This window comes from Pseudomonas sp. KSR10 (genome assembly GCF_022355455.1).
Taxonomy (GTDB): Bacteria; Pseudomonadota; Gammaproteobacteria; order Pseudomonadales; family Pseudomonadaceae; genus Stutzerimonas; species Stutzerimonas stutzeri_E.
In genome coordinates this window covers 13,314-26,170 of sequence record NZ_JAKOEN010000011.1, presented here as the reverse complement: position 1 = coordinate 26,170, position 12,857 = coordinate 13,314, and the positions used below count along the sequence as shown (strand labels likewise).

Sequence of the window (12,857 nt, the reverse complement as noted above, 5' to 3'; positions counted from 1 at the left end):
CGAGCCACCGCACCATGACCCAGCCCGAACTGCTGTCGCCTGCCGGCACCCTCAAATCCATGCGTTACGCCTTCGCCTACGGTGCCGATGCCGTCTATGCCGGCCAACCGCGCTACAGCCTGCGCGTGCGCAACAACGAGTTCGACCACGCCAATTTGCGCCTGGGCATCGAGGAGGCCCATTCCCAAGGCAAGCAGTTCTACGTGGTGGTCAACATCGCGCCGCACAATGCCAAGCTGAAAACGTTCATCAAGGATCTGGAGCCGGTGATCGCCATGGGCCCGGATGCGCTGATCATGTCCGACCCCGGCCTGATCATGCTGGTCCGCCAGAACTTTCCGGAGATGACCATTCACCTCTCGGTGCAGGCCAACGCGGTGAACTGGGCGAGCGTCGAGTTCTGGCGCCAGCAGGGCCTGACCCGCGCCATCCTCTCGCGCGAGTTGTCGCTGGAAGAGATCGGCGAGATTCGCGAAAAGGTGCCGGGCATGGAGCTGGAGGTCTTCGTCCACGGCGCGCTGTGCATGGCCTATTCCGGACGCTGCCTCCTCTCGGGCTACATCAACAAACGCGATCCCAACCAAGGCTCCTGCACCAACGCCTGCCGCTGGCAGTACAAGGCACACGAGGGCAAGGAAAACGAGCTGGGCAACATCGTCCAGCAGTACCAGCCGATCCCGGTGCAGCAGCTCGGCGCAGGCGGCATCCAGCCGACCTTGGGCGCTGGCGCGCCGACCGATCAGGTGTTCCTGCTCGAAGACAGCAGCCGCCCCGGCGAGTTGATGGAGGCCTTCGAAGACGAGCACGGCACCTACATCATGAACTCCAAGGATCTGCGCGCCGTGCAGCACGTCGAGCGACTGGTGCAGATGGGCGTGCATTCGCTGAAGATCGAAGGTCGCACCAAGTCCCACTACTACGTCGCGCGCACCGCGCAGGTCTACCGCAAGGCCATCGACGACGCGGTCGCAGGACGGCCATTCGACAAGTCGCTGATGGACACCCTGGAGTCCCTGGCCCACCGCGGCTACACCGAGGGCTTTCTGCGCCGTCACGTGCATGATGAATACCAGAACTACGAACGTGGCTTCTCGCTTTCCGATCGCCAGCAGTTCGTTGGCGAGTTGACCGGCGAACGGCGCAACGGGCTCGCCGAGGTCATCGTCAAGAACCGCTTCGCCGTCGGCGACCGCCTGGAGTTGATGACTCCGCAGGGCAATCTGAACCTCCGCCTGGAAGCGCTGGAAAACAAGCGGGGTGAGCGCGCCGAGGTGGCACCTGGAGACGGCCATGTGCTCTATCTACCCGTACCGGAAAGCGTCGACCTGCAGCATGCGCTGCTGATGCGTGAGCTGGACGGCGGCACGACTCGCGGCTAATCGGGAAGACGCGGTTTATGGACCGTTGGCTGCCGCAGGATGGGCGTTCACCCACGCTTTTCGTTGAGTAGCCCAATCGCTGTGAGATCGAAGCGGAACGCCGCCCGGCCGCCCGACCGGACTGAGAGCGGTCTCGCTTCCAGCTTTTTTCAAGCCAGCAGTTTGACGAACTCGCCAGCCGGAACCGGCCGACTGATCAGGTAGCCCTGGACTTCGTCGCACTGATGCGCCTTGAGAAAGTCCATCTGCTCCTGGGTTTCCACACCCTCGGCCACCACCTTCAGTTCCAGGCTATGAACCATGGCGATGATGGCGCGGACGATAGCGGAGTCTTCGCCAAACTGATCGAGTTCCGAGATGAACGACCGGTCGATCTTGACGAAGTCCACCGGGAAGCGCTTCAGGTAGCTGAGTGAGGAGTAGCCAGTACCGAAATCGTCGATCGCCAGTTTCACGCCCAGTGCGCGCAGCTGATGACTGATGCTGACGGCATTGTCGACGTCATCGAGCAACTGGCTTTCGGTCAGCTCCAGTTCCAGCCGGTCCGCCGGCAGGCCGGTCTCCTCCAGCACCTGACGCACCAGACTGACCAGATTCCCCTGGCGCAGCTGTTTGACCGAAAGGTTCACCGAGACCCGGATCGCCGCCAGTCCATCCAGCTGCCATTGCCGGGCTTGCCGGCAGGCCTCACGCAGGACGAACTCGCCCAACGGGATGATCAGGCCGGTCTCTTCAGCCAGCGGGATGAAGGAACCCGGCGCCATCAAGCCCTGCTGTGGATGCCGCCAACGCACCAGCGCCTCGGCAGCGTCAAGGCGATCATCCACCACGTCCAACCGCGGCTGGTAGAAGACTTCCAGCTGCCCCTCGTCGAGCGCGCGACGTAACTGATTTTCCAGCTGCAGGTTTTCCAGACTGGAGGTCTGCAAACGCTCAGTGAAAAACTGCAGCGTGTTGCCGCCCAGGTGTTTGGCATGCTGCATCGCCATGTTCGCCTGTAGCAACAGCGAGGTAGCTTCGCGAGCATTGTCGGGCATCAAGCTGACGCCGACGGACGCACTGACCACCAGCTCCTGGCCATCGACAAGCACCGGCTTGCTGATGCGCGACAGCAATCGGCTGCCGCTGTGCGCCAAAGTCGACAGGCTGCCATAGCCCTCGAGCACGACCACGAACTCATCGCCAGACAGCCGCGCGATGGTGTCCGCATCGGAGAAGGTGTGCGACAAGCGGCGGGACACTTCGCGCAGTAGCTGATCAGCCGCTTCGTGCCCCAGGCTCTGGTTGAGCAGCTTGAAACGGTCGAGGTCGATGTAGAGCACCGCCAGGCCGCGATTGCTGTTGCGCGCACGCTCGCAGGCTGCGTGCAGACGGGCCTTGAGCATGCCGCGATTGGCCAGTCCGGTGAGTTCGTCGAAGTGCGTCAGATAGCGCAGACGCTCCTCTACCTGCCGTCGGACGCCGATGTCCGAAACGAATGCCACCACGTTGCTGATGCGGCCTCGGCTATCACGAACCACCTGCAGCTGGGCCCATTGCGGATAGACCTCGCCGTTCTTGCGGGTCTCGATCAACTCGCCCTGCCAGCATCCGTCCTGCTCCAGCGACTCGCGAATTGACGCGTACTGCTGGCGGCTGTCCTCTGAACTGGCCAAGCGGGCGACGCTGCGCCCGATGAGCTCCTCACGCGTGTAACCGGACAACGCACAGCAGGCATTGTTGACTGCCAGCACGCGGAACTCGGCATCCATGATTGCCATGCCCTCGCTCGCCGCCTCGAATACGGCAGCTGCCAGACGCTGTTGCTCAGCCTGCCGATGGGTTTCGCTGACATCCCGACGGGTGCCGATCATTCGCACCGCACGCCCCTTGGCGTCGCGTTCAATGACCCGACCGCGATCCTCCATCCACAGGCAGCTACCGTCCGGCCGCAGCGCCCGGTACTGAACCCTGTACAGCTCGGTTTCGCCCTTGAAGTGGGCAATGATTTCCTTGCGTACTCGCGGCAGGTCTTCGGGGTGAATCTCCGGCCGTTGCGGGTCAATCCGCCGCGCCGAATCGTTCTGGCCGATGCCGAACACCACTTCCATGCGCGAATGGTGCACCTCGCCCTGTTCGATATTCCAATCCCACAGTCCCAGCTCGCTAGCTTCGAGCGCCAGGGTCAGTCGCGCCTCGCTTTCACGCAGCTCAGCGGTGCGCTCGGCCACGCGTTGCTCGAGCCCGTCATAGGCTTCGCGCAATTGATCTTCGGCGTGTCGGCGCTGTTCTACTTCGCGCGCCAGCTCACCGTTCAGCTGGGTCGCTTCGCCGCGAATGTGTTGAAGGCGCGCGATCAGCAGTTGGTTTTGGCAGCGCTGACGCAGGCTCGCCGTCTGCAGGCGATTGGTCTGCCAGGCGATCATGCTCAGCATTGCCAGCACGATGACGGTCAGCACGCCCCAGCCCTGGCGCAGCGCCTGGCCACTACTCAGTAATACAAACGCGGCGGGCAGCAGGCTGGGGATGGTGAAAACCAGAAATGCACGCAATGAAACGCCACTCGCGACGCTAGCGGCGATGATGACCGAGCCGACCGCACCATACAGTAGGGTCTGTTGAAGGAAATCGTCGTTGGGAATCAGTGCCACGATCGCGTAGCAGAGCGTGACCGCCGTAAAGGCACTGCCGAGCAAGAAATGTTGCCGCCATTGCGGACGCTGTTGATCGTCCGCCTCGGCCTTATCGAACGCGTACGCCTGATGCAATCGCAGCAACGCTAGCAACAGCGTCCAACCCGACCATAGCACCAGCTCCAGCGGCGGCGCCTCGTTCCACAGCAGCCCAGCGAAGGCCAGGCTGGCGAAAATCATCAACAACAGCGAGGCCCGGGAGCCCTGATAAAGCAGTCGCGTACGCTCAGTCCGTTGATCGAGGTCAGCGAGGTCGAGTACGGCCTGATTCTCCTTGGCCAGTGACACCGTTGGGGTTGATTGAGCGGAATCGATCATCATGCCGTCTTGTAATAGGGTGTCTGTAAGGGCGTCAAGGCGCTGCAGTCACCGACCGATGATGGCATGTTGCTAGTCCCTGCAATAGCCCGTTCCGACCAATGAACGAGAACCGCCGCTCACCTCGGGTTGAGAAAACGCAAAAACGAGGCAGACCGAATCCGAACCACCCCGCGCAAACCCACCCGCAGCCAACGCTCAAACGATCGTACCTCCGCGCCCGTCCGTTGCGCGAGCCAGCCGGGTCGGTTTACGGCTAGAATGCGCCGATGCATGACGATCTCTCCCTCCTCCTGAACTCCCTCAACGATGCCCAGCGCCAGGCCGTGGCCGCGCCGCTGGGTCGTCAACTGGTCCTCGCCGGTGCCGGCTCGGGTAAAACCCGCGTACTGGTGCACCGCATCGCCTGGCTACACCAGGTCGAACGGGCATCATTGCACTCGATTCTTTCGGTGACCTTTACCAACAAGGCCGCCGCCGAGATGCGCCAGCGCATCGAGCAGCTGATGAAGGTCAACCCACAAGGCATGTGGGTCGGTACCTTTCACGGGCTTGCACACCGTCTGCTGCGCGCGCATTGGCAGGAAGCGAAGCTGGCGCAGAACTTCCAGATCCTCGACTCCGACGACCAACAGCGCCTGGTCAAGCGAGTGATCCGCGAACTCGGCCTCGATGAACAACGCTGGCCGGCGCGCCAGGCCCAGTGGTGGATCAACGGGCAGAAGGACGAAGGCCTGCGGCCCAAGCACATCCAGCCCAGCGGCGACCTGTTCCTGGCCACCATGCTGAGCATCTACCAAGCTTACGAAGAGGCCTGTGCCCGCGCCGGCGTAATCGACTTCTCCGAGCTGCTGCTGCGCGCACTGGACCTGTGGCGGGACAATCCGGGGCTGCTCGACCACTATCAGCGGCGCTTCCGCCATATCCTGGTGGACGAGTTCCAGGACACCAATGCCGTGCAATACGCCTGGCTGCGCCTGCTGGCCAAGGGCGGCGAGAGCCTGATGGTGGTGGGCGACGATGACCAATCGATCTATGGCTGGCGCGGCGCGCGGGTGGAAAATCTGCACCAGTTCAGCGAAGACTTCCCGGATGCCGAAACCATCCGCCTGGAGCAGAACTACCGCTCCACCGCTTGTATCCTCAAGGCGGCCAACGCGCTGATCGCCAACAACCAGGGCCGCCTCGGCAAGGAACTCTGGACCGAGGGCTGCGAAGGCGAGCCGATCAGCCTCTACGCCGCCTTCAACGAGCACGACGAAGCGCGCTACGTGGTGGAAAGCATCGAGAGTGCGATCCGCAAGGAAGGTCTGGCACGTAGCGAGATCGCCATTCTCTACCGCTCCAATGCGCAGTCGCGGGTGCTCGAAGAAGCCCTGCTGCGCGAGCGAATCCCCTACCGGATCTATGGCGGCCAGCGCTTCTTCGAGCGTGCCGAGATCAAGAACGCCATGGCCTACCTGCGGCTGATCCAGACGCGCGACAACGACGCAGCGCTGGAGCGAGTGATCAACGTGCCGGCGCGTGGCATCGGTGAGAAGACCGTCGAAGCCCTGCGCCAGTTGGCCCGCCAGCAAAGCACCTCGATGTGGGCCGCGCTGCACCAGGCGGTCGGTACCAAAGTAGTCTCGGGCCGTGCGGCCAGCGCGCTGAACGGCTTCGTCGAACTGATCGACACCCTTGCCCTGAAGGTGGAGGGCATGCAGCTGCACAACATGGCGCAGCTGGTCATCGAACAATCCGGACTGCTCGCCTATCACCGTGACGAGAAAGGCGAAAAAGCCCAGGCACGGGTGGAGAACCTCGAGGAACTGGTTTCCGCCGCGCGTGCCTTCGACAACTACAGCGAAGACGAAGAGGACGAGCAGACGCCACTGGCCGCCTTCCTCGATCACGCCTCGCTGGAAGCCGGCGAGCAGCAGGCCGGCGATCACGAAGACAGCGTGCAGTTGATGACGCTGCATAGCGCCAAGGGACTGGAGTTCCCGCTGGTGTTCCTGGTTGGCATGGAAGAAGGGCTGTTTCCGCACAAGATGAGCCTGGAAGAACCCGGCCGTCTGGAAGAAGAACGCCGGCTGGCCTATGTCGGCATCACCCGCGCCATGCAGCAACTGATCATCACCTATGCCGAAACCCGGCGCTTGTACGGCAGCGAGACCTATAACAAGATCTCGCGTTTCGTCCGCGAGCTGCCACCTGCACTGGTCAGCGAAGTGCGCCTGAGCAATACCGTCAGCCGCAGCTTCAACACCCGCGGCATGAGCGGTGGTTCGTTATTCGACGGCGCCAACGTGCCGGAAACCCCGTTCAACCTCGGTCAGCGTGTCCGCCATTCGCTGTTCGGCGAAGGCACCATCCTCAATTTCGAAGGTTCCGGCGCTCAGGCACGCGTCCAGGTGAATTTCGAAGACGAAGGAAGCAAGTGGTTGATGCTCAGTTATGCCAAACTGGAAGCGCTATGACGTATACGTCAACCTGTACCCATACTAATAAAATCGCCAAAGGAAATACCCATTCATGAAACGCCGTCACTTGTTTGGTGTTGCCGCAGCCTTGCTTGCTTCGCTCAGCCTTGCCGGCTGTAAAGACGAAAAGAAGGTCGAGCCCACCCCCGAGCCGAAGGCCACTGCCGCCAGCGAAGCGCCGCAGAACTTCAATTGGAAGATGGTCACCGCCTGGCCGAAGAACTATCCGGGCCTGGGCACCGCCGCCCAGCGCCTGGCTGACCGGGTCAACGCGATGAGCGATGGCCGGCTGACCATCAAGGTCTATGCCGCCGGCGAGCTGGTTCCGGCCTTGGAAGTGTTCGACGCCGTCTCCCGCGGCACTGCCGAAATGGGTCATGGCGCGGCCTACTACTGGAAGGGCAAGGTGCCAACGGCGCAGTTCTTCACCTCGGTACCCTTCGGCCTGTCGACCAGCGAAATGAATGCCTGGCTGACCCGAGGCGGCGGCCAGGCGTTCTGGGATGAAGCCTATGCCCCCTACGGCGTCAAACCCATGGTGGTGGGCAATACCGGCATGCAAATGGGCGGCTGGTTCAACAAGGAAATCAACTCGCTCGACGACCTCAAGGGCCTGAAGATCCGCACGCCCGGCCTGGGCGGTGAAGTACTGAGCCGACTCGGCGCGACCACCGTCAACATGCCGGGCGGTGAGGTCTTTACCGCACTGCAGACGGGTGCGATCGATGCCACCGACTGGGTCAGTCCGTATAACGATCTCGCCTTTGGCCTGCACAAGGCTGCCAAGTACTACTACTACCCCGGCTGGCAGGAGCCACAGGCCGTGCTGGAGCTGCTGGTCAACCAGAAGGCCCTCGACAGCCTGCCGGACGACCTGCGCGCGATCCTCACCGAAGCCGCTCTTGCCGCCAGCCGCGACATGATCGACGACTACGTCTACAACAACGCCCTGGCGCTCGAACAGCTCAAGCAACAAGGCGCGCAGCTCAAGCGCTTCCCCGATGAGGTACTGACTGCCATGCGCGAGCAGGCAGACGTGGTTCTCGGCGAGCTGGCCGCGCAAAGCGAGCTGAACGGCCGTATCTGGGCGTCGATGAAGGCATTCCAGGACCAGGTCAAACCGATGCACGAGATCTCCGAGAAAGAACTGTACAACTGGCGCTGAGCCAGACGACTGCTGCGCTTGTCGAGGTCGGCAAGCGCAGCGAAGCAAAAGCCCGAAACACTCTGCAACTGGCGCGCCCGAACCGAGGCGTGCACCATCTGCTCCGTACCTTCGTCCAACCAGGAATACCAAATGCAACGTGTGCTCAGCATTTTCATGGCGCTGTGTATCGGCCTGACCCTCAGCCTCGACGTCCACGCCAAGCGTTTCGGCGGCGGCAAGAGCTTCGGCTCGGCGCCTAGCCATCAAACCCGACAGGCGCCTCAGCAGACCCAGGCCGCGCCGACTCAGGCAGGCAAGACACCCGCTGCTGCCAGCGGTGCGTCGCGCTGGCTCGGCCCATTGGCCGGTCTCGCCGCTGGTGGCCTGCTGGCCTCCATGTTCATGGGAGACGGCTTCGAAGGCATCCAGTTCATGGATATCCTGATTTTCGGCGGCATCGCCTTCCTACTGTTCCGCTTCCTCGCCGCCCGCCGTCGCCAGCAGCAACCGGCCATGGCCGGTCACGCACCGATGCAGCGCGAGATGCCTGCGCAACCGTCGATCTTCGGCAGCAGCGCCGCGCCGGCCGCAGCGCCGGTGATCAACGCTCCCGCCTGGTTCAACGAGCAGAGCTTCGTGGCGGCGGCTCGCGAGCATTTCATGTCGCTGCAGCAGCACTGGGACGCCAACGAAATGGACAAGATCGCCGAATTCGTCACGCCCCAGCTGCATGAGTTCCTCCAGCGCGAGCGTGCCGAGCTTGGCGACGCCTACCAGTCCACCTACATCGACGATCTGCAAATCCAGCTCGACGGCGTGGACGACCAGGCCGACAAGACCATCGCCACCCTGACCTTCGTCGGCGTATCGAAGAATTCGCGCTTCGACCAGGGCGAGCCCTTCAGCGAAAGCTGGCGCATGGAACGTGCACAAGGCGAGAACCAGCCATGGCTGGTCGCCGGTATCCGCCAGAACGCCTGACCCGCGCAGCGGTCACTCACAAACCCGGGCTAGCCCGGGTTTGTCGTTTCTGCGACTCGCGGTTTACTGCTTGATTCGGTATGACGACCGAAGCCCGGCGGCAGCGAGCGGCTAAAGGGCTCGCTGGATTCATCCCCAGCGTTTAACAAACGGGACGCTCCATCCAGCAACATGGCGCATGGGTTAGACAGGATCGTTGCACAGTTAAACTTACCGAATTCGCTCATCTGCTTTGAAACAGGCCGATGCAACTTCCCGGCGGGCTGAGCTGAACCCTGCGAAGAATTAAGCGTCTATTCAGATCGCGAAGTAGAAAAAGAATGGAGTCCTGCGTGCCAGGCAACCTCGCAACAGGGTTCAGCGCCGTCGGCACGACTCGCGCACCCACTGCCCTTTCCTCACCGAATCGCAATCCGGGTCCTCAGCTATGAGCAGTGTTCGTCTGCCTTCGGTCGACCGTTTGCTGCGCGCACCCGCTTGCGAGCCGTTACACCAGCGCTACGGCCGCGAAGCGCTGCTCGGCACCCTGCGCGACCTGCTCGACGAGCTGCGTGAACCGGCTCGCCAGGGCCTGCTCGCCGCGCTGGAGCTGTCCGATGCAGTGCTCGCCGGACGTGCCGGTGAGCGCCTGGCCAACCAGCATCGCAGCCGCGTACGCCGTGTGTTCAACCTGACCGGCACCGTACTGCACACCAACCTTGGCCGCGCCCTGTTACCGGACGAAGCCATCGAGGCGATTACCCTGGCGGCGCGCTATCCACTGAATCTGGAGTTCGATTTGGCCAGCGGAAAGCGCGGCGACCGCGACGACCTGATCGAAGGGCTGATCCGCGAGCTCACCGGCGCCGAAGCCGTCACGGTGGTGAACAACAATGCCGCTGCCGTGCTGCTAGCGCTGAACAGCCTTGGCGCGCGCAAGGAAGGGATCATTTCCCGCGGAGAGCTGATCGAGATCGGTGGCGCCTTTCGCATCCCTGACATCATGGCCCGCGCCGGCGTGAAGCTGCACGAAGTGGGCACCACAAACCGCACCCACGCCAAGGATTACGAGGCCGCGATCAACCCGCGCAGCGGCCTGCTGATGCGCGTGCACACCAGCAACTACAACGTGCAAGGCTTCACAAGCAGCGTCGCCACGGCCGAACTGGCCGCCATCGCGCGCGCCCATGGCCTGCCTCTGCTCGAAGACCTGGGCAGCGGCAGCCTGGTCGACCTGTCGCGCTGGGGATTGCCGAAAGAGCCCACCGTGCAAGAAGCCTTGCGCGACGGCGCTGACATCGTCACCTTCAGCGGCGACAAGCTGCTCGGTGGTCCACAGGCGGGGCTGATTGTCGGCAGCCGCGAGCTGATCGGCAAGATCAAGAAGAATCCACTCAAGCGCGCCCTGCGTGTCGACAAGCTGACCCTGGCGGCGCTCGAAGCGGTGCTCAACCTCTACCGCGACCCCGATCGCCTTGGTGAGCGCCTGACCAGCCTGCGCCTGCTGAGCCGCCCACAGGCAGACATCCGCACACAGGCCGAACGGCTCGCGCCGGCGTTGACCACTGCGCTTGGCGAACACTGGCAGGTCGCCGTGAGCGATGCGCTGGGCATGATCGGCAGCGGCGCACAGCCGGTAGCACGCCTGCCGAGCGCTGCGCTGTGCATCCGCCCGCAGCAGCCCAGGCGCCTACGCGGCCGTAGCCTGCGCCAGCTGGAAGAGGCGTTGCGCTGCCTGCCAATCCCGATTCTGGGCCGAGTTGCCGACGACGCACTCTGGCTCGACCTGCGCCAGCTGGACGACGAGCCGGCCCTGCTTGAGCAGCTGCCCCACCTGCAACGGGAACTGGCGTCATGATCATCGGCACAGCCGGTCATATCGACCATGGCAAGACCGCCTTGCTCAAGGCGCTCACCGGCCAGCAGGGCGACCGTCGTCGCGAAGAGCGTCAGCGCGGCATCACCATCGACCTTGGCTACTTGTACGCGTCCCTCGGCGAGGCGGACCTCACCGGATTCATCGACGTGCCCGGCCACGAGCGCTTCGTGCACAACATGTTGGCCGGAGCCTGCGGCATCGATTGCGTGCTGCTGGTAGTGGCGGCCGACGACGGCGTGATGCCACAGACCCGCGAGCATCTGGCCATCGTAGAGCTGCTGGGCATTCGCTGCGCCCTGGTCGCGCTGACCAAGATCGATCGGGTCGAAGCACCGCGCATCGCCGAAGTGAGCGCTCAGATCGAATCGCTGCTGCAACCCGGGCCGCTGGCTGGAGCGCCAGTCTTCCCAGTCTCCAGCATCACCGGCGAGGGCATCGACGCGCTTCGTTCGGCACTGGTAGAACAGGCCGCCGCAGTACGCGCGCGCCGCGAAGACGGCCATTTCCGTCTGGCCATCGACCGTGCCTTCAGCGTCACCGGCACCGGCGTGGTGGTCACCGGTACGGCTTTCGCCGGACACGTCAGCGTCGGTGACGAGCTGTCTCTTAGTCCGGCCGGGCGCACGGTTCGGGTGCGCGGGTTGCATGCCCAGAATCAGGTCTGCGAGCAGGCGCGAGCGGGCCAGCGCGTAGCCCTGAACCTCGCCGGCGACCGTCTAGCCGTAGAGCAGATCAGCCGCGGCGACTGGCTGGTGACGCCAGAACTGCAGGCCGCGACCCGACGCCTCGACATCGAATTCAGCCTGTTGCCCAGCGAAACCCGCGACCTGCGTCATTGGACGCCGGTACACATTCACCTCGGCGCGCAGGATGTTACCGGCCGCATCGCGCTGCTGGAAGGCGAATGCCTAGCGCCCGGCGGTCACGTTCATGCGCAATTACTGCTCGATGCGCCGGCGCATGCCGTGCACGGCGATCGCGTGGTACTGCGCGACCAGTCCGCCCAGCGAACCCTGGGCGGCGGACGGGTGCTCGATCCCTTCGCCCCGCCACGCAACCGACATCGTCATGCACGCCTGGCCGTGCTGCGCGCGCTGAGCGGCGACACACTCGAAGATATCCTCCCGGCCTTACTGCCGAGCGCCCTCAATGGCCTGGAGCCGGCCCTGCTGGAGCGTCAGTTCAATCGGCCACGGCATACCTGGCGCCTACCCGACGAAGCGCTGGAAATCTCCACTAGGCCGGGCCCGCGGCTATTCGAGCGCGGCACCTGGGACTACCTCAGGCAAAGCCTGGCAGCCTCCCTGCAGCGCTTCCATGAAAGCCAACCGGACGAACTCGGCCCGGATCGCGACCGTCTTCGCCGTTACGCCTTGCCCCAGCTGGAGCGAGCTATTTATCTCGCCGTGCTGGACCAGGCACTGGCAGCCGGCATGATCGAAGCCAGCGGTCCCTGGCTGCACCTGCCCGGGCACCGAATACACCTGAATGAAGAAGAAGAAGTCCTCAAGGCCCGACTATGGCCATTGCTCGAAGCGGCCCGCTTCAACCCGCCTTGGGTGCGCGACCTGGCCAGCGCACTGGACGTCGAAGAGGAGCGGGTTCGTCATCTGCTGCGCAAACTGTCGCGCATCGGCGAGCTGCAACAGGTCGTCAAGGACCTCTTCTATCCCGACGCGACCATTCGCCAGCTGGCCAACCAGGTATTGGAGATGGAACGCCAATCCGGAGTAATCCGCGCCGCCGCCTTCCGCGACCAGGTCCAGCTAGGCCGCAAACGCAGCATCCAGCTGCTCGAACACTTCGACCGCATCGGCCTCACCCGCCGCTTCGGCAACGAACGCAAGGTGCGACGCGACAGCGCCTTGGCCTCGGACGCCGAGCTCAGGTAGGCTGCCAACTCACTCCAACCCTGCCCACCCGGGCACGCGTTGGAAGGCAATCGCACCCGGTGGTGCGGCCGGGCTTCAAATCCTGTATGTGGGATGTCTGTGTTTGGTTAATGCTGGACTATGTCAGCCGTTATCCAGCGACTGG

7 protein-coding genes are annotated in these 12,857 nt (G+C 63.5%); 6 read left to right on the top strand and 1 reads right to left on the bottom strand.

Features of this window, described 5'->3' with window-relative positions; translation table 11 throughout:
• Positions 1–14: 14 nt before the first annotated feature.
• On the top strand, positions 15–1,379 hold the full coding sequence (gene yegQ / locus MCB86_RS03890; protein ID WP_239609924.1) for a tRNA 5-hydroxyuridine modification protein YegQ: 1,365 nt from the start codon (positions 15–17) through the stop codon (positions 1,377–1,379).
• Between the two features lie 149 nt (positions 1,380–1,528).
• Here yegQ and MCB86_RS03885 read toward each other — a convergent pair whose 3' ends face one another.
• Positions 1,529–4,369, bottom strand: coding sequence for a GGDEF and EAL domain-containing protein (locus MCB86_RS03885; RefSeq protein ID WP_045160173.1), 2,841 nt, complete (start codon positions 4,367–4,369; stop codon positions 1,529–1,531).
• A 269-nt stretch (positions 4,370–4,638) separates the two neighbouring features.
• On the opposite strand from MCB86_RS03885, the gene uvrD reads away from it, so the two are divergent.
• The 5 genes from uvrD to selB all read left to right on the top strand — a co-directional run bounded on the left by uvrD (position 4,639) and on the right by selB (position 12,712).
• A complete protein-coding gene (gene uvrD / locus MCB86_RS03880; protein WP_239609922.1) occupies positions 4,639–6,831 on the top strand; it encodes a DNA helicase II in 2,193 nt (730 codons plus the stop codon).
• Positions 6,832–6,886: 55 nt separating this feature from the next.
• On the top strand, positions 6,887–7,999 hold the full coding sequence (locus MCB86_RS03875) for a TRAP transporter substrate-binding protein (protein ID WP_239609920.1): 1,113 nt from the start codon (positions 6,887–6,889) through the stop codon (positions 7,997–7,999).
• A gap of 132 nt (positions 8,000–8,131) precedes the next feature.
• On the top strand, positions 8,132–8,962 hold the full coding sequence (locus tag MCB86_RS03870) for a TIM44-like domain-containing protein (protein WP_045160170.1): 831 nt from the start codon (positions 8,132–8,134) through the stop codon (positions 8,960–8,962).
• 427 nt (positions 8,963–9,389) lie between these two features.
• The gene (selA, locus tag MCB86_RS03865; protein ID WP_239609917.1) at positions 9,390–10,799 is read left to right on the top strand and encodes an L-seryl-tRNA(Sec) selenium transferase; all 1,410 of its coding nucleotides are present in this window, start codon (positions 9,390–9,392) and stop codon (positions 10,797–10,799) included.
• The gene (gene selB / locus MCB86_RS03860) at positions 10,796–12,712 is read left to right on the top strand and encodes a selenocysteine-specific translation elongation factor (protein ID WP_239609914.1); all 1,917 of its coding nucleotides are present in this window, start codon (positions 10,796–10,798) and stop codon (positions 12,710–12,712) included. Before selA ends, selB begins: the two co-directional genes overlap by 4 nt.
• The last annotated feature ends 145 nt before the right edge of the window (positions 12,713–12,857 follow it).